This is a genomic window from Janthinobacterium sp. NKUCC08_JDC (genome assembly GCF_019345575.1).
Taxonomy (GTDB): Bacteria; Pseudomonadota; Gammaproteobacteria; order Burkholderiales; family Burkholderiaceae_D; genus Janthinobacterium; species Janthinobacterium aestuarii.
Window position 1 is genome coordinate 1 of sequence record NZ_JAHKQW010000015.1, and the last position, 22,413, is coordinate 22,413.

Annotated in this window: 22 protein-coding genes; 12 read left to right on the plus strand and 10 right to left on the minus strand. The window is 63.9% G+C overall.

All coding sequences use genetic code 11. The features are described from left to right. Positions 1–223: 223 nt before the first annotated feature. The 6 genes from KO538_RS24745 to KO538_RS24770 form a co-directional block, all read right to left on the minus strand. Positions 224–3,922: a tubulin-like doman-containing protein gene (locus KO538_RS24745; protein WP_219329974.1), complete on the minus strand. Its 3,699-nt coding sequence runs from the start codon at positions 3,920–3,922 to the stop codon at positions 224–226. A gap of 33 nt (positions 3,923–3,955) precedes the next feature. Next, positions 3,956–4,396, minus strand: a complete 441-nt coding sequence (locus KO538_RS24750; protein WP_070305732.1) for a hypothetical protein — start codon at positions 4,394–4,396, stop codon at positions 3,956–3,958. Between the two features lie 44 nt (positions 4,397–4,440). Beyond that, positions 4,441–5,910, minus strand: coding sequence for a hypothetical protein (locus KO538_RS24755; RefSeq protein WP_072456848.1), 1,470 nt, complete (start codon positions 5,908–5,910; stop codon positions 4,441–4,443). Further along, positions 5,907–7,391: a hypothetical protein gene (locus KO538_RS24760; RefSeq protein WP_219329975.1), complete on the minus strand. Its 1,485-nt coding sequence runs from the start codon at positions 7,389–7,391 to the stop codon at positions 5,907–5,909. Before KO538_RS24760 ends, KO538_RS24755 begins: the two co-directional genes overlap by 4 nt. A gap of 127 nt (positions 7,392–7,518) precedes the next feature. Further along, entirely contained in the window at positions 7,519–8,001 is a 483-nt protein-coding gene (rfaE2, locus tag KO538_RS24765; protein ID WP_219329976.1) for a D-glycero-beta-D-manno-heptose 1-phosphate adenylyltransferase, read from the minus strand. A 33-nt stretch (positions 8,002–8,034) separates the two neighbouring features. Next, positions 8,035–8,274, minus strand: coding sequence for a DUF3717 domain-containing protein (locus KO538_RS24770; protein ID WP_219329977.1), 240 nt, complete (start codon positions 8,272–8,274; stop codon positions 8,035–8,037). A 134-nt stretch (positions 8,275–8,408) separates the two neighbouring features. Here KO538_RS24770 and KO538_RS24775 point away from each other — a divergent pair, with 134 nt between their 5' ends. The 8 genes from KO538_RS24775 (at position 8,409) to KO538_RS24810 (ending at position 13,511) form a co-directional block, all read left to right on the plus strand. Beyond that, positions 8,409–9,347, plus strand: a complete 939-nt coding sequence (locus tag KO538_RS24775) for a hydrogen peroxide-inducible genes activator (RefSeq protein ID WP_046683400.1) — start codon at positions 8,409–8,411, stop codon at positions 9,345–9,347. A 57-nt stretch (positions 9,348–9,404) separates the two neighbouring features. Next, on the plus strand, positions 9,405–10,259 hold the full coding sequence (gene ubiA, locus KO538_RS24780) for a 4-hydroxybenzoate octaprenyltransferase (protein WP_034749047.1): 855 nt from the start codon (positions 9,405–9,407) through the stop codon (positions 10,257–10,259). 108 nt (positions 10,260–10,367) lie between these two features. Beyond that, the gene (locus KO538_RS24785) at positions 10,368–10,724 is read left to right on the plus strand and encodes a DUF883 family protein (RefSeq protein WP_046683402.1); all 357 of its coding nucleotides are present in this window, start codon (positions 10,368–10,370) and stop codon (positions 10,722–10,724) included. A gap of 45 nt (positions 10,725–10,769) precedes the next feature. Beyond that, positions 10,770–11,156, plus strand: coding sequence for a phage holin family protein (locus tag KO538_RS24790; protein ID WP_034749050.1), 387 nt, complete (start codon positions 10,770–10,772; stop codon positions 11,154–11,156). Continuing rightward, entirely contained in the window at positions 11,153–11,500 is a 348-nt protein-coding gene (locus KO538_RS24795; protein WP_034749053.1) for a hypothetical protein, read from the plus strand. Before KO538_RS24790 ends, KO538_RS24795 begins: the two co-directional genes overlap by 4 nt. A 90-nt stretch (positions 11,501–11,590) precedes the next feature. After that, a complete protein-coding gene (locus KO538_RS24800) occupies positions 11,591–12,148 on the plus strand; it encodes a DUF3455 domain-containing protein (RefSeq protein ID WP_219329978.1) in 558 nt (185 codons plus the stop codon). Positions 12,149–12,228: 80 nt separating this feature from the next. Next, complete coding sequence (locus KO538_RS24805) at positions 12,229–12,798, plus strand: sigma-70 family RNA polymerase sigma factor (protein WP_374106884.1); 570 nt, start codon at positions 12,229–12,231, stop codon at positions 12,796–12,798. Beyond that, entirely contained in the window at positions 12,795–13,511 is a 717-nt protein-coding gene (locus tag KO538_RS24810) for an anti-sigma factor domain-containing protein (protein WP_219329979.1), read from the plus strand. The genes KO538_RS24805 and KO538_RS24810 overlap by 4 nt, the downstream gene beginning before the upstream one ends. 3 nt (positions 13,512–13,514) lie before the next feature. Here the strand turns inward: KO538_RS24810 and proC are convergent, their stop codons facing one another. Further along, positions 13,515–14,345: a pyrroline-5-carboxylate reductase gene (proC, locus tag KO538_RS24815; RefSeq protein ID WP_219329980.1), complete on the minus strand. Its 831-nt coding sequence runs from the start codon at positions 14,343–14,345 to the stop codon at positions 13,515–13,517. Between the two features lie 16 nt (positions 14,346–14,361). Next, positions 14,362–15,063, minus strand: coding sequence for a YggS family pyridoxal phosphate-dependent enzyme (locus tag KO538_RS24820; RefSeq protein ID WP_219329981.1), 702 nt, complete (start codon positions 15,061–15,063; stop codon positions 14,362–14,364). A 70-nt stretch (positions 15,064–15,133) separates the two neighbouring features. Here KO538_RS24820 and KO538_RS24825 point away from each other — a divergent pair, with 70 nt between their 5' ends. From KO538_RS24825 to KO538_RS24840, 4 genes are all read left to right on the plus strand, one after another. Next, positions 15,134–16,177, plus strand: coding sequence for a type IV pilus twitching motility protein PilT (locus KO538_RS24825; RefSeq protein WP_034749074.1), 1,044 nt, complete (start codon positions 15,134–15,136; stop codon positions 16,175–16,177). A gap of 3 nt (positions 16,178–16,180) precedes the next feature. Next, positions 16,181–17,320, plus strand: a complete 1,140-nt coding sequence (locus KO538_RS24830) for a PilT/PilU family type 4a pilus ATPase (RefSeq protein ID WP_219329982.1) — start codon at positions 16,181–16,183, stop codon at positions 17,318–17,320. A 1-nt stretch (position 17,321) separates the two neighbouring features. Continuing rightward, positions 17,322–17,807 (plus strand): glutathione peroxidase, encoded by a 486-nt coding sequence (locus tag KO538_RS24835; protein ID WP_219329983.1) that lies wholly within the window; start codon positions 17,322–17,324, stop codon positions 17,805–17,807. A gap of 184 nt (positions 17,808–17,991) precedes the next feature. Continuing rightward, the gene (locus KO538_RS24840) at positions 17,992–20,100 is read left to right on the plus strand and encodes a bifunctional diguanylate cyclase/phosphodiesterase (RefSeq protein WP_219329984.1); all 2,109 of its coding nucleotides are present in this window, start codon (positions 17,992–17,994) and stop codon (positions 20,098–20,100) included. Here the strand turns inward: KO538_RS24840 and glcF are convergent. Together glcF and glcE are read right to left on the minus strand one after the other, a co-directional pair. Continuing rightward, positions 20,093–21,328 (minus strand): glycolate oxidase subunit GlcF, encoded by a 1,236-nt coding sequence (gene glcF / locus KO538_RS24845; protein ID WP_219329985.1) that lies wholly within the window; start codon positions 21,326–21,328, stop codon positions 20,093–20,095. The genes KO538_RS24840 and glcF overlap by 8 nt on opposite strands. Positions 21,329–21,334: 6 nt before the next feature. Continuing rightward, positions 21,335–22,405 (minus strand): glycolate oxidase subunit GlcE, encoded by a 1,071-nt coding sequence (gene glcE, locus KO538_RS24850; RefSeq protein ID WP_219329986.1) that lies wholly within the window; start codon positions 22,403–22,405, stop codon positions 21,335–21,337. Positions 22,406–22,413: the final 8 nt, after the last annotated feature.

The following is a 22,413-nucleotide window of genomic DNA, read 5'->3' on the forward strand; positions in this document are numbered from 1 at the left end:
CTTTCGGTGCGGGCGCAGGCGTCGGCGCCACCGGCACGGGCGGCGGCTTGGGCGCTACTGGCGGAGGCACAGGCAGCGGCGGCGGCACGGCCGCGGCTGGCTTGGCCGCGCCCGCCACCGCATGACCGCAGTACGGGCAATGGCTGACAACGGTCCACAGACCCGTCTTGCATTTGTTACAGATATCCAAAACTAATCCTTCATTCCAACGTCATTCCAGCGTTCACAGTGGCGGCGGCATCAACGGTGGCGGCGCGCTGAGGAACAAGGGCGCCAGTTCGGGGAACTGGGCCAGGTCGGCCCAGGCCGGCAAGCCCGCGCGCCACACCTTGGTGGTGCCTGGTGCTACCTGTCCTGCCTGCACGTATTGCACGATCTGCTGGGCCGTGAACGGTCCCTGCTGCTGGCCATTAATACCCAGGAAATACTGGTATTCCACCAGCGGCGGGGGCATGCCGCCCAGCGGTGGCGGCGCCATGCCGAACACGGCTGCCGCCGGAGCAGCGGCCGCGCCGGCCGGGCGCAGCAATTGTTCGAGGCGCCCCGCTTCCAGCATTTCCGCCTTGATTGCGTATTTCAGGCGTGGCTGACCGTCCGCTTCCGGCTCGCGCACTTCCCAGTCGTAAGCATCGCTGTCGGAGTCGCCGATGACGTTCGCCCACTCCTTCAGGCGGCCCAGCAGGGTTTGCACCGTGCGGTCGAGCTCATCGCTGGCCATGCCCTTGCGGCGCGCCGATTCGCGCAGGCGCGCGCCCACTTCGGCGGAAATGGCGCTGCCAAAACCGACGTACGGCAGTTGCGAACCATCGGCCTGCGCCACCAGCTTGGGCGCATACACGGTGCGTTCATAGTATTTTGCCAGCGCCGCCATGGCGGCCGTCTGCACGGCATCAAGCGCCGTCAATTTTTCTTCGATGCGCAGGGCGATATTTTTCTCGTACGAAGCAGGCATGCCGTTCTGGCGGATGGCCCGCTCGTTGCCGATGCGGCGCAAGTCGCCCGGTTCGACGGCAAACTGGTACTGGCCAGGCGGCACGACCCGGCCCGTGTGGCGCGTCAGCACGCCCAGCATGATCGCTTGCAGGAATTCGCCGAAGTCTTCCGCCAGGCGCTTCATCTCGTCCGTGTTCGGTGCGATCGGGTGCGTGAATTGCGTCGGATCGATGTGCGTGTGGGTCGGCGCCTTGTCGTTGTCGCCTTCCTTGCGGTAACTGGTGCGCCAGCCTTCCAGGCCGCGCAGCACCGTCATCGGCACGCCGGCCAGTTCGCAATAGCAGACGGCGCGCCCGCGGATGCCGGTTTCGACGATTTCCAGCTGGCTCACCGTGATGCCCACCTGGGTCGGCACGCACGACTCGAGCTCGGCGCCGAACTTCGTCTTGAAGGCGGCCGCGTTGGCCACGCCGATCACGCACTTGAACTGGTCCGACACGACCGTGAAGTCGCCCGCCATGTTGGCGTCGATCCACGGCATCGAGCAGGCCAGCAGCTTGCGGAAGCGGTCCAGGCGTTCGGACACATCCATCTGTTCCAGCGCCTCGAACAGGGGGTCGGGCGTGCTTGTCGCGCCTTCCACCAGGCTCGTCGTGGCAATCATGTTCTCGGCCATACGCGTGACTTTGGCCAGGATCAAGCCCCGTTGCGCCGGTTCGCCCAGCATGGGGAACAGCGCTTTCGAGCCGCCCATGTCCTTGAACGCTTCATCGGCCCACTGGCGCAAGGTGGCCGCCGACGGCAGCGCGATGTCTTTTTCCGTGACGGGAATGACGATCAGGGTCGCGTGCTCCTTGTCCAGGTCCTTTTGCAGAATCGTATTCGCCGTTTTGAGTTCCGCCAGCATGGCCAGCACGCCTTCGCGGCCCGTTTGCAGCTCGCCCACCAGGCCATTCCACTGCGCGCGGCCTTGCGCGTCGACGCCGACCCGGTTGCCCAGCCAGCGCGACAGTTCGCCCAGCAGAATGACGGACTCGTCCGCCGCCTTGGCGCGCAGATGGAATTTCAGCGCATTCGCCATTTCCGTGCGCAAGTGATCCATCACCACGCCGGCCTGCTTTTCGCCGTTGCTGAGGAATCCGAAGGTGCTGCGCGTCTGCTCCAGGTTGTTCAGCAGGCGCTCGTATTCGCGCGAACGCACGGCTTCCTTGATTTCGCGGTAGCGCTCGGCATTGTTGCCGATCTGCGCCGTCAGTCCGCTGCCCGGCGCCTCGATGCGGTCCTTGATCTGTTCCACCAGCGACAGCACGTATTCGAGGCCGCCGAATTCCTTGTTATCAAGGTAGCCATACAGCTGGTCGCGCACGACTTTCTTGACGTCGTCGAGCACTTCGCGGCGGCGCTTGCTGATGCGGTCTTCCGTCGTGTCGGCCGTGGAATCTTGGTCGCGCACGGCGTCGCGTTCCAGGTGCTTCATGGCATCGCGTACCTGCGCCGGCCATTCGCTGCGGTCGAAACCCGTGCGGATATCGTTGATGCGCGTGTTGACCCGGTTTTCCACGCCAGCCAGCAAGTGGCCGTGGCGGTCTTCCAGCAATTCATCGACGACGCGGAAATCGATGAAGTCGCCGCTGGAGCGCTTCAGTTCGATGCTCTTGTCGGAAAACTCGGGGAAATCGCTGAACGGCGTGCCCTTCAGGAACATATTGGCAGCGAGGAAGTTATCGCGCTGCGTATCCGTGGCCCGGTTGGCGCCCGCATCCGTGCCGCCCACGCCAAAGAACGCTTGCAGCATGGCGCCGGCCCAGCGGTGGGCCCGCTCGTCGCGCGCCGCTTCCTGGCGCGTATCGAGTACGGCCATGCCGAACGAGGAAAAGCGCTTCGAGAAATACAGCCGCATGTCGCCGAAACGGTCTTGCGGCACGGGCGCGTTGTACAGCGAGTTCTTGTGCTGCGCCTGGTTGACGGCGATCGAGCGCTTGGCGCGCGCGAAGTCGGCCGAGGCGAAATCCTCGAACAGCGAATCGGCCACCATGTGGTAGACGTCGCTGACATCCTTGGTGTGCTGCTGCGCCAGGTTGCCCGAGTCGATCAGGTAGACCTCGCTGTACGGCTCGCGCGTCAGTTCCGGGCGGTCGTACGCATCCCAGCGGCCAACATAGCCCTTGTTGCCCATCATGGCCGATTCCAGTTCCATCAGCGCCGCGTAGCCGTTGGCCTCGACCCGGTCCTTGTTGGCCTTGGTGTAGCCGGTCGGCAAGAACAGCATCAGCTCGACGTCGGCCGCGCCCACTTCGCTGCGCGCCAGCCAGCGCGCCAGCAAGCCCATGTCGAGGAAGGAGCCGGAACCCGTGCCGCCCGCCACGGAACCAACGATGACGATACGGAAACGGTTCGTTTCCATGCGCAAGCCCAGTTCGGCCAGCTGGCGCTCGTGCGACAGGCCCGCCTTCAGCGCTTTCAACTTCAAGCGGATCTTGTCGCGGATCTTCGCGTACTTGTCGAAGAAATACAGGCGCGACACGGCACGGATCTGGCCGGCACCGCTGCTCATGTCGAAACGCAATTCGCGGATGCGCTGCGGCGTCAGCGGCAGCCATTCCTTGATGTGCGGATATTTTTCCAAGGAATCTTCATCACGGCTGTACTTGTCCATGTCGAACGATTCGACCACCTTGTCATCGTCCGTGAACTTCACCTGGTCGAACTGCAAGTCCTTCGCCTGCGATTCGCCGCTTTCGATCACGGCGCCATTGTCGAGGTCGAAATGGATGAATTGCGCGATGGGAAAGTCGGCCAAGCCCTCGATGCGCGTGCGGTTGCCCGCGCCGCCCCACAGGGTGTTGAGGATGCGCCGGCGCACGCGCATCAGCACCTGCATGCCCGTGCCGCCGATACCGATGAACAGGGTCGGCCGCAGTTCGATGATCTTGTCCTGCTTGCGCTCGCTGGCGCCGCCGGTGATGGTTTGGTTCAGGTTCTCTGCCATGTGATTCCTTGGATAAAACGTGTTACGGCGTGCTTAGCGGCGGCTGGAAGTAAAGGTCAACAGTAACGCAACCAGGCCCACCAGCACCAGCGGTCCCATGAACAGTGGCGCGAGGAATTTATGCGCGTTCACGGCGGCCAGCACGACACCGGTCGCCAGGCTGGCCAGGAAGATGAACAACCACCAGCCCGAGGCATTGGCCTTGTTCGGCGGTACGCGCTTGGCCACGAGGCCATTCGCATAGGCATTCTTGGCAAAGAAAAAGGCGATGAACAGCAGCAACAGCACGACGCCGCCGATCAGGGTGTCGCGCGACGAGGTATCGGTCGTGCTGGCAGGATCGAGCGCGGGCGCCGGCTCGATGGTGGCCGTGGTGGCGGCAGCGCCGGCAGCCGGTGCGTCGGCGGCAGGCGGCGCGGACGCCGGAACTGGCAAAGTAAAACCTGCGTTGTCTTTGGGAGTGTCTTGCGCCATGGTATGCCTCTGGTGGATTTGACTAATTAAAAAGGAATCTGTGTTCAGGCCAGGTTCAGGGTATGGCCCTCGGCCACGCGCACAACGGCCGGCTTGCCCAGGCCCCGCTTGAGTTCGCCGATATCTCGGCCGTCATCATCGCGGATCTGCACGCTCTTGAAAGGTTTCAACAGCACTTGCCGCTGCACGCCATCGGCCATCACCTTGTAGCGCGTGGCGCGCGTGCCAAGCAAACCCAGCGCCAGCAAGCCCAGCACAAGCGCGAGGACGCCGCCCAGTATTACCAGCACGGGCAGCAGCGGATACTGTATGCGCACCAGCAGCGGTATCGTTGCCTGCGAGGCGCGCACGCTGTCGGGCGGCGTAAACATATCCGAGATCGGGTCGCCAGGGAACAGTTCCTGCAAATCCTTGCCAAAGCTGGACGCCAGCGCCAGCCGCTGTTCCGACAGGCCCACTTGCGCCTGCATGGGCAGCATCACCTGCTTGCCCATGGCGGCGATCGCCTGCGCCGACCACGGCGACGGGATCTGCGCCATCGGCAGCGCGAACTGTACCTGCACGGACTGGCTGGCGCCCGGCTGCAGCTGGCGGATTTGATCCGGCGCAACGTGCAACGGTGCATTCTGGCCGGCCAGGCTGGCGTGCACCTTGGCGCTGTCGATTACGTATGGGAAAAACATGTTTTGCAGCGACGCCTGCAGCACCACTTGCGGCACCAGGTTCGCCGCGTCGACGTCGAGCACGATGGTGCGCCCGTCGCGGCCCAGGCTGGCGTGCACATTGGCGCTGTTCTTGACGGACTGGGGCACGATGCGCACGGCATCCTGATCCACCGGTTTCAAGCGCGCGGGCGGGCGCGTCAGCACTTGCGACAAGCGCCCTTCGGCCAGGATGCGGTTCAGCGCCTCGGACGCGGGCTGGCCATACGCGAGCGCATACACCATCAAGCCCTTGGCGCTGTACAGCTTGCCCTGCACGGGCATGCGCAGGGGAAACACCACCGTCTTGGTGATCGACGGTTCCAGATGCAGCAGGCGGTAAAAGTCGCGGTTGCGCTCGGCCGTCTGGCTGTCGTTGTTCGGGCTGTTCTTGTTATTCGTAAAAATCCACACGATGCCGGAGGCGGACTGGAACGGTCCCGTGATGGTCTTGGTGACGGCTTCCTGGAAGTCCGTGTCGGCCAGCGCGCCGCCGGCGCTCTTGCGCGCCAGGCCAAGATTGGCCAGCTGGCCCGCCACGCCGGCGCCGCCCTGCCCTTGCCCGATCAGTGCGGGCGACACATTGCTGCCGCTGCTCTGGCTGAAGGCCAGCGTATAAACTTTATCGGACGGGTTCGTGGCGGCCTGCGCCACGGCGCCCACGAGGGCTTTCAGCTGCGACTGTTCATCCGTGTAGAACGGCTCCATCCAGCCCGAGTTTTGTACAAGAAACGCTTGCTGGATGCCGGCCGCCTGCACGCTGGCGGTGGCGAAAAAAGCGGCGCAGGCCGCGATCAGGACGCGCGCCTTCATGCCTGCAAGGCCCAGCCATCGATGCGCGACAGCAGCGGGTGATACGCCCACAGCATGCCTTCATGGACAAACAGGCGCACACGCCACGGCTCGCTGACGGCGAACGTGTGAAACACGGTTTCGCGCAACTCGTCGTCCTGCACCAGCTGGGCCGCCAGGCGCTCGTTCGAGCGCAGCACGCTCGACAGGCCGGCACTGGTGGCAAACTTGACGCCAAAAACGCTGTTGCCAACGCTCGATTCCAGCAGCGGCATGACGGCCTGGTTCTTGCCGCCATCGTCGCCGTGTTCCGGCTCTTCCCACGGCGCCGTTTTCAGCTTGGTGGCGAAGCGGTAATTGAAGCTGCCCGAACACAGGCGCGGTGCCAGCGCGTCGGCCCGTTCGGCCTGCGCGCCCAGTTTCACGTAGACATAGGTGCCGCGGCTGCGCTCGAAGCACAGCTGCCACAGGCCGCCGTCGCGCGACACGTACGGGCTGCCGAATTCGAAATGCGGCACCAGCCCTTCGGGCCAGGGCGTAAACGACGCGGCCACGTTGCCGTCCGGCTGCAGCTGCAAGCGCAGCTGGCCGTTGGCGCACGGCCACACGGCCATGCGGTTGTAGGCGACGGGCGCGCTGACGGTACCCAGGTCGACCATGCCGTCGAGCAGCACGTCGCTGCCCGGCTTTTGTTGCGCGTCAAGGTTGACGAAGCGGATGCGGCCATCGTCGTCGCGCAGCGGTGCCCACAGCCGGTTCTGGAACCAGACGGGGCTGGCGATGCACGGCGCGCCGCCCACGTGCTCGACCACATAGGTCAGCGATGGCACGTCGGGGCGGATGCAGGCGAGGCCATGGCTGGTCGGCAAGACCAGCACGCTATTGAATTCCGGCACCAGCTCGGCGCGCCAGGCGCCGTGGGCCAGGTCCGATTCGGCCAGCAGGCTGCCATAATCGGGGTCCAGCGCCAGCCAGCGTTTCGAAGCGGGCAGCCACGCGTGCAAGACGGCCTTGCGCGGGTCGAGCGCCAGCAGCGCGGGCGCGCTGGTGCCGAACTGGGCGGAAAAGAATTCATATTCGCCGGGCGGCGGCATGGGCAGCGAGGCATCGGCCTGCGCATGCTCTTCGCGGACGCGCTGGTCGGCCAGTTTCAGGGGCACGCTGGCCTGGCGCAAGCCGGCCGGGCCAGCCGGCGGCACGTCGCTGACGGGGTGTGCGCCATAGGGCGGCACCCACGGCGGGGTAATTGAGGTGTCGGGCGGCACTTGCAAGGCCGCGCCAGAAACGGGGTCGAACGAGAATTCGGGCGGAAACTGGCGCACGGGCGCGTCGGCGGCTGCGGGCAGGCGCCGCGCCAGCATCAGCTTGCCAATATCGGCATGGCTCACCAAGGGCGAGACGTTCTGGCCGTCCGCGCTGCGCTGCATGCTCCACGCGCCGTCGTCATCGACGTACCAGGCGCCGGAGGGCAGTGGCCAATCCCCAGAAGTTTTATGATCCATTTATTTTCTATGACAAGCAATGCATATCAGACGGTGTAACGTGCTGGGGCGGTCGAAACGAAGTCGCAGCCCTGGCAGTTCTCATAGTAACGTCTTTTTATCTGTATGGAAACATTGACGAGCTTCCTCAGCCCTGCTGCGTCCGCACTTTCGTCAACAGCTTGGTGGTCGAGCGGTCATGCTCGAAATCGATGGCCACGGCCTGGCCGCCATACGCGAGCACGGCCTTGCCTTCCGGAATGGCCGCCATGTCGTAGTCGCCACCCTTGGCATAGATTTCCGGTTGAATGTCCTGCACCACTTCCAGCGCGCTGTCTTCCGAGAATGGCACGACCAGGCTCACCGCTTCCAGCGCGGCCAGCACGGCCATGCGGTCTTCGCAGTTGTTCAGGGGACGGTCGTCGCCTTTGCCCAGACGTTTCACTGAAGCATCAGTATTCACGGCAACGATCAGCGAAGCGCCCAGCGCGCGCGCCTGCGCCAGATACGTAACGTGGCCGCGGTGCAAAATGTCGAACACGCCGTTCGTCACCACCACCGGTTTCGGCAGGGCCGCAGCGCGGGCGCGCAGTTCGTCACGGCCGCACAGTTTGTTTTCAAAGTCAGGCATGGATATCTCTTGTTGGGTTAATTATGGTCACGCTCAGGCGTGGCTATCGCTTTGGATGCCGCCGGCATCGCGGCGCCAGGCATCGATCAAGGCCAGAATCGCCGGGTCCAGGTCCTCTTCGGCGATGCGATCTTGTCGGTTGTAAATCATCAGCGCATACACGCCGGCCAGGCGGCTGACGGGCGGCGACAGCGCATATTCATTGCCGCGCGCCGGTTGCCTGGCACGCCAGTAATTGATCGCCGCTTCCAGCGTCTGCATCCGCAGTTCCATCGCCCTCTCCCTCCGCCGCCCGGTCCCGCATTATAGGGGGCGATCCGCTACAATACGCCATCGGCGCCACAGTTTCACGTTTGCGCCACCTTTCATTCATTGCAAGTAAGTACTTCCTGTGTTTCAATCAACCTATGACACTGACTGAACTGAAATATATCGTTGCAGTCGCGCGAGCGAAGCACTTCGGCCATGCCGCCGAAGCTTGTTTCGTTGCCCAGCCCACCCTGTCAGTGGCCATCAAGAAACTCGAAGACGAATTGGGCGTCGTCCTGTTCGAACGGGGCGGCGCGGAAATCTCCGTCACGCCGCTGGGCGCCCAAATCATTGCGCAAGCCGAGCGTGTGCTGGAACAGACGGCCGCCATCAAGGAACTCGCCAAGCAAAACAAGGATCCACTGGCCGGCCCCCTGCGCCTGGGCGTGATCTACACGATCGGCCCCTACCTGCTGCCGCCCCTGGTCAAGGCCATGATAGACCAGGTACCGCAGATGCCTTTGATCTTGCAGGAAAACTTCACGGTTCGCTTGCTCGAATTGCTGCGCCAGGGCGAACTGGACGTGGCCATCATGGCCCTGCCCCTGCCCGACCACGGCATGGCGATGCAGGAACTGTATGACGAGCCCTTCGTCGTCGCCATGCCGCGCCAGCATCCGTGGACGGCGCGTGACAAAATCGCCGCGCAGGATTTGAAATCGGAAACCATGCTACTGCTGGGCAATGGCCACTGCTTCCGCGACCAGGTGCTGGAAGTGTGCCCCGAAATGGCGCGTTTTTCATCGCCCGGCAACGGCATGCAGCGCACGTTCGAAGGTTCTTCACTGGAAACCATCCGCCACATGGTGGCCAGCGGCATCGGCCTGACGGTCTTGCCGCGCGCCTCCGTCGCCAATATGCACGCCACAGACGGCATGCTCGAATACCGGCCGTTCGCGGAACCCGTGCCATCGCGCCGGGTGGTGATGCTGTGGCGCAAGAGTTTTACGCGCAAGGCCGCCATCGACGCCCTGTGCGCGGCCATCGCCAGCTGCAACTTGCCTGGCATTACCCCCTTGTGCGAAGACGACGAATAGTACATTTACATACTATTTGCGATAATCGACCTTTCTCTCAACAAGATCGAGTCTTCCATGAACAAGCTGGCGCTGTATTTCCGCCTGATACGGCTGGACAAGCCTATCGGTACCGTATTGCTGCTGTGGCCTACCCTGTGCGCGCTGTGGCTGGCGCAGCAGGGCGTGCCGGACTGGCGGCTGCTGCTCATCTTTATTCTCGGCACTTTCCTGATGCGTTCGGCAGGCTGCGCCATCAACGACTACGCCGACCAGGATATCGACAAATTCGTCAAGCGTACGGCGGAGCGCCCCATCACCAGCGGACGCATCAGCGGCAAGGAAGCGCTGGCCGTGGCCGGCGTGCTGACCGTGCTGGCCTTTTGCCTGATCCTGCCCTTGAATGCGCTGACCAAGCAACTGTCCGTGGCCGCCGTCATCATCGCCGGCACCTATCCCTACTTCAAGCGCTTCTTTGCCATTCCGCAAGCGTATCTCGGTATCGCCTTCGGTTTCGGCATTCCCATGGGCTTTGCCGCCATCACGGATTCCGTGCCCGTCGTCGCCTGGCTGCTGCTGCTCGGTAATGTTTTCTGGGCCGTGGCCTACGATACGGAATACGCGATGGTCGACCGCGACGACGATTTAAAAATCGGCATCAAGACGTCGGCCATCACCTTCGGCCGCTACGACGTGGCCATCGTCATGTTTTGCTATGCCGTTTTCCTGCTGCTGTGGCTGGGCTGCGGCTGGTACCTGGGCTTGCGTTATTGGTTCGTCGCCGGCCTGGTAGTTGCGGCCGGCTGCGCCGTTTACCACTACACCCTGATCCGCGCACGCGAGCGTATGCCGTGTTTTGCGGCATTCCGGCATAATAACTGGCTAGGAGCAGCGGTGTTTGCGGGCGTGGTACTGGACTTTGCTTTCCGTTAAGCAATACCCCTTGCGCCGCGGTAGCCCTTGAGGCGGCGCAAGACAAGCCTGGCCGCAGCTGCCTACACTGGTATTTCACTGTGCAGTTTCACTTCCATGAGGTAATACATGAGCTCGATACATACCGGAAAATCCAGCAGCGACAGCATCCTCGCCGACGCCGACAAGGCGCGCGACAAACTGGTCGGCGACCTGAAAACCGTCATCAATGAAGCGGAAGGCTGGCTCGACGGCGCAAAGGATCAGACGGGCGAGAATGTCAAAGCCGTCAAGGACAAGTTCATCGCCACCCTGGAAACGGCCAAGAAAGACTTGATCAAGCTGGAAGAAGACTTGCTCGAACGGACCAAGAAGGCGGCCAAGGCCACTGACGAGTACGTGCAGGACAATCCGTGGAAAGCCGTGGGCGCGGGCGCCGTCGTGGGCGTGCTGTTCGGCCTGCTGCTTTCCTCGTCACGCCGCTAGTTAGCACCGACGGCATAGGCCGTCTCCTGACGCGAAAGGCAGCATATGGCTATCGTGCACCATGTCGCCCAAGTCGCAGCGACCCTCGCCGCCATCGTCCAGACCCGTCTGGCCCTGGCGGCAGTGGAAATGGAAGAAGAGTCGCTGCGCTTCCTGTCCTATCTGGCCCTGGCCATGCTGGCACTGCTGTGCCTGTTCGTCGGCCTGGTATTGATCGTGCTCCTCGTCATCGTATTATTTTGGGACACGCACCGCATCGCCGCCATCGCCATCACGGCCGCCGTCTTCATCGTTGCCGCCATCGCTACACTGCTCGGTGTGCGCGCCAGTTTCCGCAGCAAGCCGAAACTGCTGTCCTTCACACTTTCCGAACTGAACAAAGACCTGGACGAGCTGCAACTGCTGGCCCGCCGGGGATCGGAGCGGCCATGACCACGCATCCCACCAAGTTGTCGCATGTCCACACGGCCGCCAGCCTGGCGCAGCGGCGCGATGCGCTGCTGGCCGAATGCGCGCTGCAGCGCCTGGCCCTCGGCGTGCAAACGCGGCAATTGCTGGAACCTTTGACGGGCGGCAATCTGCGCCACACCCTGGCCACGCGCTTCAAAATTCCCCTGATGGTGGGCGGCGCCGTGCTGGGCCTGCTGCTCGTGCGACCGCGCCGTTTCCTGCCGCTGATGCGGGCCAGCGGCGCGCTGCTCAAGCACGCGACCACCGCCATGCCCGTCGTGCTGGCGCTGGCGCAGCGTTTCAGCAAGAAAGAAACGCCGGAATAAATTATTTTTTTCCTGGCTGCATCCAAATAGCAAACCCCTGCGTAGTAATGGTATCAACCAGCCGGTTGAGCCAACTACCAGGAGTTTGCCATGCTTGCCACCATCGCCCCACGCCATACCGCCCCTTCCCTCACCGTGCTGTGCGCCGCCCTGCTGATGGCCGCCTGCGCCCCCATGAGCGCGCGCTATTCGCAGGAACAATTGCCCAACGCCGTGAAAGTGCCCGATGGCCACCAGGTTGCCATGCAGACGGTGGGCGTGGGCAAGATCGCCTACGAATGCAAGGCCAAGAAAGACATGACGGGCCATGAATGGGTCTTCGTGGGCCCGGACGCGGCCCTGAACGACCGCGGCGGCATGCAGGTCGGCACGTATGTCGGTCCTCCTGCCACCTGGGCCAACCTCGATGGCTCGAAAGTGACGGCGACGCAAGTGGCCGTGGCGCCGGCCGGCGCCGGCAACATCCCGTATCAACTGGTGAAAGCCAACCCGGCCACGGGCAGCGGCGCAATGCAGGGCGTCAGCTACATCCAGCGCGTGGCCACCAGCGGCGGCGTGGCGCCAAGCAGCCCCTGCGGCATGGAGTCCATCGGCGCCAAGCAATGGGTGCCCTACCAGGCCGACTATATCTTCTGGAAAGCCGCCTAAAACGGTCGTATTGACGGTTGGCAAGCTGGTTTCTGGCCTATACTCGGCCTTGAAAACTTGCTAACCGTTAAACCTTGACGATTGCCCCAACCTTGCCAGCCCACGCCGCCCCTTACGATTACGATGCCGCCCTGCGCGCCTGCGCCAGGGGCGAGCAGCAGGCATTGCATGGCCTGTACCAGCAGGAAAGCCGCTATCTGCTGGGCGTGGCCCTGCGCATCGTGCGCCAGCGGGCCTTGGCCGAAGACGTGCTGCACGACGCCTTCCTGAATATCTGGCGCCGCGCCGGCAGTTTCGACGCCACGCGCGGCAGCGGCAAGGGCTGGATCTATGTGGTGGTGCGGCACCAGGCGCTGGACGTGGCGCGTGCCCGCGCCCATGAACTGTCAGCCGACGAGGATACCGTGGAAACCCTGCTGCACGAACGCCAAAGCCATGATACGGGCGAGGCCTATGCCGACCAGGCGGACCTGGGCAAGCTGCACGATTGCCTCGGCCACCTGGACGAACCCAAACGCAATAGCATCCTGTACGCCTACGTCGATGGCTGTTCCCATAGCGAAATCGCGCAGCGCCTGCAAGCGCCGCTGGGGACCGTCAAGGCCTGGGTCAAGCGGGGTCTGGCCGCCTTGCGGGAGTGCATGCAATGATCAACAGCGACGAGGAATTGCACAGGCTGGCCAGCGAATACGTGCTGGGAACATTGGCGCTGGCCGAACGGGCGGCAGTGGAACAGCGTTTGCCGCGCGACGCCGCCCTGCGCGACGCCGTCGATGCCTGGGAACAGCGTCTGCTGCCCTTGACCACGCTGGCGCCGCCCGAAGCACCTTCAGCACAGCTGTGGCCGCGCATCAGCGCCAGCCTGTTCACGCCGAAAGCCGTGCGGCAAGCGGGCGGCTGGCAAGTGTGGTGGAATAGCCTGGCCTTCTGGCGAGTACTCGCCGGTGGCGGCCTGGCGGCCACGGCCGCGCTGGCCGTGCTGGTCACTACGCAATTGCAAGCGCCCAGCGGACCCGGCTATCTGGTGGTGCTGGTGGCGCCGCAGGATAAATCGCCGGGCTGGATCGTGCAGGCGGGCGGACGGGGCGGCAAGAACCGCGACCTGAGCCTGATCCCGCTGGGCCCGACTGCCGTGCCGCAGCAAAAAGCCCTGCAATTCTGGACCAAGGGCAAGGACTGGGGCGCGCCCGTCTCGCTGGGCCTGGTCAAGCCGGGGCAAAGCCTCAAGTTGACCCTGGATAAGCTGCCGCCGCTGCAGCCCGATCAACTGTTTGAAATCACGCTGGAGCCGCAAACGGGCTCGCCGACAGGCAGGCCGACAGGGCCGATCCTGTATATCGGCCGCGCCGTCAAGGTGATGTAGCGTTTATTTGCCCAGCTCGTCCCCCATCTCGCGCCCGCGCTGCGCGGCCGCCTTGATGCCCTTGACGATGGCCGCTTTCACACCGCTCTCTTCCATGCTGCTGAGGGCCGCATACGTCGTGCCGCCTTTCGACGTGACCCTCTCGCGCAGCAAGGACACGGGTTCGCTGGAGTTCGCCGCCAGCTGCGCCGCCCCCGTAAACGTGGCAATCGCCAGTTGCGTGCCCTGCTCGGGCGTGAGACCCAGTTCGGCCGCCGCCTGCTGCATCGCTTCGATAAAGTAAAACACGTAGGCGGGACCGCTGCCGGACACGGCCGTGACAGGGTCGATCTTCGCTTCATCATCGAGCCAGACCGTCTGGCCGACGGCGCGCAGGATGGCGTCCGCCGTCTTTTTTTGTTCTTCGCTGACGCCGCTGCTGGCCACCATGCCCGTGATGCCCATGCCGATCAGGGCAGGCGTGTTCGGCATGCAACGCACGATGGCCCGGTAATCGCCGAGCCAGCGCGACAGGTCTTGCGCGCGGATGCCGGCCGCGATCGACAGGATCAATGGCGCACGCTCCCCGTCGAGGAAGGGCAGCAATTGCGCCGCCACCTCGCGCATGCTTTGCGGTTTGACGGCCAGCACGATCACATCCACGCCGCGCAGCGCGTCACCAGCGGCAGTGGCCGTCGTGACGCCGAATTGCGCCTGCAGTTTTTCCAGCGCCGGCGCATGCGGGTCGATCACGTGGATGTTGCCGCCCAGGGTCAATTTACCCGCCAGGCCGGCGATCAGGGCCGCGGCCATGTTGCCGCCGCCTACAAAGGCGATATTCAATTCTGTCGTCATGCTTGTTCTCTCTTCATCAGGAATAGTTGCGGGAACCGAAAATGGCGCTGCCCACGCGCACGATGGTGGCGCCCTCGAGCACGGCGGCGCGCAAGTCGGCCGACATGCCCATCGACAAGGTGTCGAGCGCCAGCCCTTGAGCCTTCAATTGTTCGTACAGCGCGCGCAGTTGCGCAAAGGCAGCGCGCTGAAGCGTGAGTTCCGTTTCGGGCTCGGGGATGGCCATCAGGCCGCGCAAGCGCAAACGGGGCAATTGCGCCACGGCATGCGCCAGCGCCGGCAGTTCGGCCGGTGTCACGCCGCTCTTGCTCGCTTCGCCGCTGATATTGACTTGCAGACAGATATTCAGGTCCGGCAAGCCGGCCGGGCGCTGCTCGGACAGGCGCGCGGCGATCTTTTCCCGTTCCACCGTGTGCACCCAGTCGAAGTGCTCGGCGATGGGGCGCGTCTTGTTGCTCTGGATGGGACCGATGAAATGCCATGCCGGAACGTGCTGCGGCGCAGCTTCCTTCACAAAGGCGATCTTGTCGAGCGCTTCCTGCAGATAGTTTTCGCCGAACGCCGCCTGGCCCGCGCGCATGGCGTCCAGCACGGCGTCCGCGCCGAAGGTTTTCGAGACGGCCAGCAGGGTCACGTCGGCCGGGGCGCGCTGCGCGTCAGCGGCGGCCTGCGCAATACTCTCGCGCACGGCTTGCAAGTTCTGTTCGATTGTGGACATAATCATTTTCTAGTGTATAGGGGCGGCGGCACAGTGCGCCAGCCCATCAATGCAGGCACAGGGATTATAAATGGACATCTCCGAACTACTCGCTTTCTCCGTCAGCAACAAGGCTTCCGACCTGCACCTGTCTTCCGGCCTGCCGCCGATGATACGGGTCAACGGCGACGTGCGCCGCCTGAACGTGCCCCCGCTCGAGCACAAGGAAGTGCACAGCATGATCTACGACATCATGAACGACAGCCAGCGCAAGGCGTATGAAGAAGCGCTGGAATGCGATTTCTCGTTCGAGATTCCCGGCCTGGCCCGCTTCCGCGTCAACGCCTACAACCAGGAAAGGGGCGCCTCGGCCGTGCTGCGCACGATTCCGTCAAAAGTGCTGACCCTGGAAGACCTGAACGCGCCGCGCATCTTCGGCGAACTGGCCATGCGCCCACGCGGCCTCGTGTTGGTGACGGGGCCGACCGGTTCCGGCAAGTCGACCACCCTGGCGGCGATGGTGAACCACGTCAACGAACGCCTGAACCACCATATTTTGACCATCGAAGACCCGATCGAATTCGTGCATGAACCGAAGAAATGCCTGATCAACCAGCGCGAAGTGGGTTCGCACACGCATTCGTTCAGCAACGCGCTGCGCTCGGCCTTGCGCGAAGACCCGGACGTGATTTTAGTGGGCGAATTGCGCGACCTGGAAACCATCCGCCTGGCGCTGACGGCGGCCGAAACGGGCCATCTCGTATTCGGCACCCTGCACACCTCGTCGGCGGCGAAATCGATCGACCGCATCATCGACGTCTTCCCCGCCGAGGAAAAGGAAATGGTGCGCGCCATGCTGTCCGAATCCTTGCAAGCCGTCATTTCGCAGAACCTGCTGAAAACCAGGGATGGCGCGGGCCGCGTGGCCGCGCATGAAATCATGCTGGCCACGCCGGCCGTGCGCAACCTGATCCGCGAAGCAAAAGTGGCGCAAATGTATTCGGCCATCCAGACAGGCAGCAACGTGGGCATGCAGACGCTGGACCAGTGCCTGTCCGACCTGGTACGGCGCGGCACGATCTCGGCCGAGACGGCCCGCTCGGCCGCCAAGGCCCCTGAAAACTTCCCCGGATAAGCCATGCAGACGACGCACGAACACTATGGCGCCATGCACGCGCTGCTGGCGCAGATGCGCGCACGGGGCGGCTCGGACCTGTTCATCACGGCCGGCTTTCCTCCCGCCATCAAGCTCGACGGCAAACTGACGCCGCTGGCGGGCGGCGCGCTCGACGCGCAACAGGCGGCCGGCTATGTGCGCGCCGTCATGAACGAACGCCAGGCGGCCGAGTTCGCGTCCAACCGCGAAGCCAATTTCGCCATCAGCCCGGACGGACTCGGGCGCTTCCGCGTGTCCGCCTTCGTGCAGATGGGCCAGGCAGGCATGGTCTTGCGCTTGATCAATACCGCCATCCCCACGCTCGATGGGCTGGGCTTACCGGCCATCCTGCAAGACATCGTCATGAGCAAGCGGGGCCTCGTCATCATGGTGGGCGCCACGGGCTGCGGCAAGTCGACCACCCTGGCCGCCATGGTGGGACACCGCAACGCGCACAGCCATGGCCACATCATCACCATCGAAGACCCCGTGGAATTCATCCATCCGCACGGCAACTGCATCGTCACCCAGCGCGAAGTGGGCGTCGATACGGACGACTGGGCCACGGCCCTGAAAAACACCCTGCGCCAGGCGCCCGACGTGATCCAGATCGGCGAGATCCGCGACCGCGACACCATGGACCACGCCATCGCGTTTGCCGAGACGGGCCATCTGTGCCTGGCGACCTTGCACGCGAACAACGCCAACCAGGCGCTGGACCGCATCATCAATTTCTTCCCCGAAGAGCGGCGCCAGCAGTTGTTGATGGACCTGTCGCTGAATTTGAAGGGCATGATTTCGCAGCGCCTGATTCCCAACAAGGACGGCGGCGGGCGCAAGGCGGCGCTGGAAATCCTGCTCAACTCGCCGCTGATGAGCGACCTGATCTTCAAGGGCCAGGTGCACGAGATCAAGGAATTGATGAAAAAATCGCGCGAGCACGGCATGCAGACGTTCGACCAGGCCCTGTTCGACCTGCACGAAGCGGGCGCCATCAGCTATGAAGACGCGCTGCGCAATGCGGACTCTGTCAACGACCTGCGCCTGACAATCAAACTCAAGGGCGCAACGGCGCCGGAACCCGCCCCGCAAACGGGCGCCACCAAACTGGGACTCCTCTGACATGACCAGCATCCACGATTTCCAGGCCGAGGCACTGGACGGCACGCCGGTCGACCTGGCGCAATACAAAGGCAAGGTTTTACTAGTCGTCAACACGGCCAGCGCCTGCGGTTTCACGCCGCAATACCAGGGACTCGAAGCGCTGTACCGCGAATTCCACGCGCAGGGGCTGGTCGTGCTGGGTTTTCCCTGCAATCAATTCCGCCAGCAGGAACCGGGATCGAATGCGGAAATCGGCGCCTTTTGCGAGAAAAACTTCGGCGTCACCTTTCCCCTGTTTGCCAAGGTCGACGTGAATGGCCCGCATACGCATCCCGTATTTGCGCAATTAAAACAGGCGGCGCCCGGCATATTGGGCACGCAGTCGATCAAATGGAATTTCACCAAGTTTTTGGTGCGCAAGGATGGCAGCGTATTTCGCCGTTACGCGACGGCCAGCAAACCGGCCAGCCTGGCGGACGACATTCGGCAATTGCTACAGGAGTAGCAATTTGGCGGTTTGATTAAAAACAATAATTGCTGAAATCAATCAATCCGCACTTATTTCATGCTTGATATCAATATTGTGTTTCCAATAGCAAATTTCGGTGATAATGTTTGCATAATTATTCGCAGATATCGATCAAAAAACGATGCCAGTCTTTGGGAAAATATTATCTTCATGGATGCGGATGGGAATTTATTCCCGCCTCTTTCTTCCTATTTTCTTCCTGATACTCGCCGTTTCCGCCGTTCGCTATCACGCCCTGCTCGGCACGGAAACGGCGCTGGCCAATGCGCGCTACCAGAGCGATGCGCGGCAACTCGACCTGTTCCTCGCCAATAGCGTGCTGCCGCTGGCCGTGCACGCGGACAGTCACGCGATGCACGACAGCGTGCGCCAGGTGCTGCGCAGCGCCCTGCCGCTGAACCGCAGCCTCGTTTCCGCGCGCTGGGACACGGCTGGCGGACATGTCGAGGTGCTGGCCGACAGCAAGCTGGCCGGCACGCTGGCCACGGTGCCGGCGTGGTTCGCGCGCCTGGCCGGCATCACGGCCATCCGCAGCCGCCTGACGGTGGCGCTACCGGACGGCGGCGATGGCATCCTCGACCTGCACTACACGCCCGGTCTGCCCCTGGCGCAGGTGTGGCTCAGGGTGCGCGAGCAGGCCGTCCTCAGCAGCATCAATATCGTGCTCGTCTTCGTGCTGCTGGGCTTGATCCTGGCCACCCACCGCAAGCTGCTGGCGCGCTTCGTGCAAGCGACCGACCGCTTCCGCGACGGCAACTTCGCCGTGCGCCTGGTGGCCGGCGCCACGCCCGAAGCGCAAGCCGTGTCGCAGTCGTTCAACGGCATGGCCGGCGATATCGAAGCACTGCTGACCACGCTGAAGACCAGCCAGCGCCAGCTGGGCGAGCAATTGAACGAAACCGTGCACATGCAGCAGGCGCTGCAAAAGCTGTCCTGGCAAAACTACAATGACGTGCTGACGGGTCTGCCCAACCGTGCCGCGCTGGCCGCCCGCTTCGAACAGGAACTGTTCCTCGCGCGCGAACGCCAGCGTCTGCTGGCCGTCTGCCTGTTCGACCTCGACCACTTCCAGGCCATCAACGACCGCTACGGCGCCGAGGCCGGCGATGAAATCCTCAAGCAGGTGGCCGGCCGCCTGCACGGCTTTACGGGCCAGGTCCACTACGCGGCGCGCCTGGGCGGCGATGAATTCGTCCTGCTGCTGTGCGGCCAGGCCAGCATCGCCAGCATCGAACAGAACGTCACGCAGCTGATGGCGGAACTGTGCCGCCCCTATCAGTGCGACCAGCAGGCGCTGCACATGACGGCCAGCGCCGGCATCGCCGTCTACGCGGGCAAGGACTTGAATACGGAAAGCCTGCTGCGCCACGCCGACCACGCCGTCTACCAGGCCAAGCTGACGGGGCGCAACCAGTACCACTTCTTCGACACCAATCTCGATGAAGAAGTGCGCACCCACCACAACCAGCGCACGGAAGTGCGCCATGCCCTGATCAATGGCGAACTGCGGCTGTACTACCAGCCCAAGGTGAACATGCGCGCCGGCACGGTGGTGGGCATGGAAGCGCTGCTGCGCTGGCAGCATCCGCGCCGCGGCGTGCTGGCGCCCGCGCAATTCCTGCCGCTGGTGGAACAGACGGATTTGATCATCGATATCGGCGAATGGGTGCTGCGCCAGGCCCTGTGGCAGATGCAGCGCTGGGTGGCCAGTGGCAAGCACTGGGTGGTCAGCGTGAATATCGCGGCACGCCACTTCCAGCAACCGGATTTCGTCTCGCGCCTGGAAACCATCCTCGGCGAATTTCCCGGCGTGCGCGCCAGCATGCTGGAACTGGAAATCCTCGAATCGTCGGCCCTGCACGACATCGAAGACGTGCGCCGCATCATCCGCGCCTGCCAGGCGCTGGGCATCACGTTCGCGCTCGACGATTTCGGCACCGGCTACTCGTCGATGTCATATTTAAAACGCCTGCCGGCGAATATCGTCAAGATCGACCAGAGCTTCGTGCGCAATATGCTCAACGACCGCGACGACCTGCACCTGGTGCGCGCCGTCATCGGCCTGGCCCGCTCCTTCAGCCTGACGGTGATCGCCGAAGGCGTGGAAAGCGTCGAACATGGCGCGCGTTTGATCCAGCTGGGCTGCGACCTGGCGCAAGGCTACGGCATCGCCCGCCCCATGCCGGCCGACGCCGTGCTGGAGTGGGCCGCCAACTTCGTGCCGGCGCCCCAATGGCGCATCGCGCAGTACAGCGAAGTGCCTATATAGGCGCCAAGGCCGAGTCGATCAGCTCGATCCAGTGCCGCACGGGCGTCTCCGTACCCGACTGCAGGTGGCTCAGGCAGCCGATATTGGCCGACACGATCATCTCCGGCTCGCACGCTTCCAGGTTCGCCACCTTGTTATCGCGCAGCTGCTGCGACAATTCCGGCTGCAGGATCGAATACGTGCCCGCCGAACCGCAGCACAAATGGCTGTCCGCGCACAGGCGCACGTCGACGCCGACGGCGCGCAAGACCTGCTCCACCTTGCCGCGCACCTGCTGGCCGTGCTGCAGGGTACACGGCGGGTGATACGCCACCCGTTTTCCGATGCGCCCTTTCAGCAGCGCCGCCAGTTCATTTTCAAACGCCGGCATGATCTCGGACAGATCACGCGTCAGCGCCGCGATGCGCCGCGCCTTGTCCGCATACTGCGCATCGTGCGCCAGCAAATGGCCATATTCCTTGACCGTGGCGCCGCAGCCGGATGCCGTCATGACGATGGCTTCCACACTGTCCACGCTGTCTACGTAAGGCCACCAGGCGTCGATATTGCGGCGCATGTCGTCCAGCGCCGCTTCCTGGTCATTCAGGTGATGGCGCAAGGCGCCGCAGCAGCCGGCCTTCGGCGCGACGATCAATTGCACGCCCAAGGCATCGAGCACGCGCGCCGTGGCCGCGTTGATGTTCGGCGACATGGCCGGCTGCACGCAGCCATCGAGCAGCAGCATGCTGCGCGCATGCTGGCGCGTGGGCCATGCCCCCGCTTGCGCGCCCGGACGCAATTTATCCTGCAAGCCTTTCGAGAGCAGTGGCCGCAGCGCCTGCCCCGCCTTGTACACGGGCGTAAACAGCCAGCGGCGCGGCAAGGCTTCCTTCAGGGCGAAGCGCAAGGCACGTTCGCGCAAGGGGCGCTGCACGCGCTGCTCGACGACGTTGCGGCCGATGTCGACCAGGCGTCCGTACTGCACCCCGGACGGACAGGTCGACTCGCAGTTACGGCAGGTCAGGCAGCGGTCCAGGTGCGTCTGCGTCTTGGCCGTGACGGGCGCGCCTTCGAGCACTTGCTTGATCAAATAGATGCGTCCGCGCGGGCCATCGAGTTCGTCGCCCAGCAGCTGGTAGGTGGGACAGGTGGCCGTGCAAAAGCCGCAATGCACGCAGGCGCGCAAAATGGCTTCGGCTTCGTCGCCTGCCGGCGTATTCTTGATGAAATCGGCGAGATTGGTTTGCATGCGCGCTCAATACATTCTGTGCGGGTTGAAGATGCCGGCCGGGTCGAAAGCCTGCCGCAGACGCTGGTGGATGGTGGCCACGGCCGGCGCCAGCGGGTGAAACACGCCCACGGCCTTGTCGCCGCCACGGAACAGGGTCGCATGGCCGCCGGCGGCCGCCACGGCCTGGCGAATCTGCACGCTGCCGGCCGCATCGGCGTCGCCATCGAGCTTGAGCCAGCGCTGCGCCCCGCCCCACTCGATCAGCTGGCGCCCTTTCAGGATCATCGCGCTGGCGTGCGGCGGCAGCGACAAGCGCCACAGGCTGCCCGCGCCAGCAAAGAATGCATGCGTTTGCTCGCGCACGGACAGCCAGAAGGCGGCCGCGTCATCGTATGCCAACACTTCGCCACCCAAGGATTGCAGCGCCGCCGAGACAGCCGCCTCGGCGCCGGACAGGCGCACCGTCAACACGCCATCGTGCCAGCAGCTGGCCGATATCGGCAGCGGCTTGCCCGCCCACTCATTGAGCATGCGCAAGGCGGCGATTTCCGCGCACGCCACGCGTAACGTCGCTTCGCGCAGCGGCAAGGGCAGCACCTTCAGCGACACTTCCAGGATCAGGCCCAGGGTGCCCAAGGACCCCGCCAGCAGGCGCGAGACATCGTAGCCGGCCACGTTCTTCATGACTTGCCCGCCGAAGGCCAGGCGTTCGCCATGGCCATCCATCAGCACGGCGCCCAGCACGAAATCGCGCAAGGCGCCCGCGCTGGCCCGGCGCGGGCCGGACAAGGCACTGGCGACGACGCCGCCCACCGTGGCGCCGGGGCCGAAGTGCGGTGGTTCGAACGCAAGCATCTGGTTGCGCGCGGCCAGCGCCGCCTCGATCTCGGCCAGCGGCGTGCCGCAGCGGGCCGTGATCACCAGCTCCGTCGGTTCATAGTCGATGATGCCCGCATATGCGCGCGTGTCGAGCACCTCGCCTTCGAGCTGCTGTCCATACCAGTCTTTCGTGCCGCCGCCGCGCAGGCGCAAGGGCTTGCCCGCCGCGCTGGCCGCCAGTATCTGCTGCCTGAATTGTTCCGCTATCGCTTGCAAAGGGGTCT

Excerpts from the sequence above, each read along its gene's own strand:
- KO538_RS24820 (WP_219329981.1), bottom strand. The coding sequence starts at position 15,063 with ATGTCCACAATCGAACAGAACTTGCAAGCCGTGCGCGAGAGTATTGCG.
- KO538_RS24800 (WP_219329978.1), top strand. The coding sequence starts at position 11,591 with ATGCTTGCCACCATCGCCCCACGCCATACCGCCCCTTCCCTCACCGTG.
- KO538_RS24775 (WP_046683400.1), top strand. The coding sequence starts at position 8,409 with ATGACACTGACTGAACTGAAATATATCGTTGCAGTCGCGCGAGCGAAG.
- KO538_RS24840 (WP_219329984.1), top strand. The coding sequence starts at position 17,992 with ATGGGAATTTATTCCCGCCTCTTTCTTCCTATTTTCTTCCTGATACTC.
- KO538_RS24770 (WP_219329977.1), bottom strand. The coding sequence starts at position 8,274 with ATGGAACTGCGGATGCAGACGCTGGAAGCGGCGATCAATTACTGGCGT.
- KO538_RS24795 (WP_034749053.1), top strand. The coding sequence starts at position 11,153 with ATGACCACGCATCCCACCAAGTTGTCGCATGTCCACACGGCCGCCAGC.
- KO538_RS24810 (WP_219329979.1), top strand. The coding sequence starts at position 12,795 with ATGATCAACAGCGACGAGGAATTGCACAGGCTGGCCAGCGAATACGTG.
- KO538_RS24825 (WP_034749074.1), top strand. The coding sequence starts at position 15,134 with ATGGACATCTCCGAACTACTCGCTTTCTCCGTCAGCAACAAGGCTTCC.
- KO538_RS24745 (WP_219329974.1), bottom strand. The coding sequence starts at position 3,922 with ATGGCAGAGAACCTGAACCAAACCATCACCGGCGGCGCCAGCGAGCGC.
- ubiA (WP_034749047.1), top strand. The coding sequence starts at position 9,405 with ATGAACAAGCTGGCGCTGTATTTCCGCCTGATACGGCTGGACAAGCCT.
- KO538_RS24790 (WP_034749050.1), top strand. The coding sequence starts at position 10,770 with ATGGCTATCGTGCACCATGTCGCCCAAGTCGCAGCGACCCTCGCCGCC.
- rfaE2 (WP_219329976.1), bottom strand. The coding sequence starts at position 8,001 with ATGCCTGACTTTGAAAACAAACTGTGCGGCCGTGACGAACTGCGCGCC.
- KO538_RS24835 (WP_219329983.1), top strand. The coding sequence starts at position 17,322 with ATGACCAGCATCCACGATTTCCAGGCCGAGGCACTGGACGGCACGCCG.
- proC (WP_219329980.1), bottom strand. The coding sequence starts at position 14,345 with ATGACGACAGAATTGAATATCGCCTTTGTAGGCGGCGGCAACATGGCC.
- KO538_RS24750 (WP_070305732.1), bottom strand. The coding sequence starts at position 4,396 with ATGGCGCAAGACACTCCCAAAGACAACGCAGGTTTTACTTTGCCAGTT.
- KO538_RS24830 (WP_219329982.1), top strand. The coding sequence starts at position 16,181 with ATGCAGACGACGCACGAACACTATGGCGCCATGCACGCGCTGCTGGCG.
- KO538_RS24755 (WP_072456848.1), bottom strand. The coding sequence starts at position 5,910 with ATGAAGGCGCGCGTCCTGATCGCGGCCTGCGCCGCTTTTTTCGCCACC.
- glcF (WP_219329985.1), bottom strand. The coding sequence starts at position 21,328 with ATGCAAACCAATCTCGCCGATTTCATCAAGAATACGCCGGCAGGCGAC.
- KO538_RS24760 (WP_219329975.1), bottom strand. The coding sequence starts at position 7,391 with ATGGATCATAAAACTTCTGGGGATTGGCCACTGCCCTCCGGCGCCTGG.
- KO538_RS24785 (WP_046683402.1), top strand. The coding sequence starts at position 10,368 with ATGAGCTCGATACATACCGGAAAATCCAGCAGCGACAGCATCCTCGCC.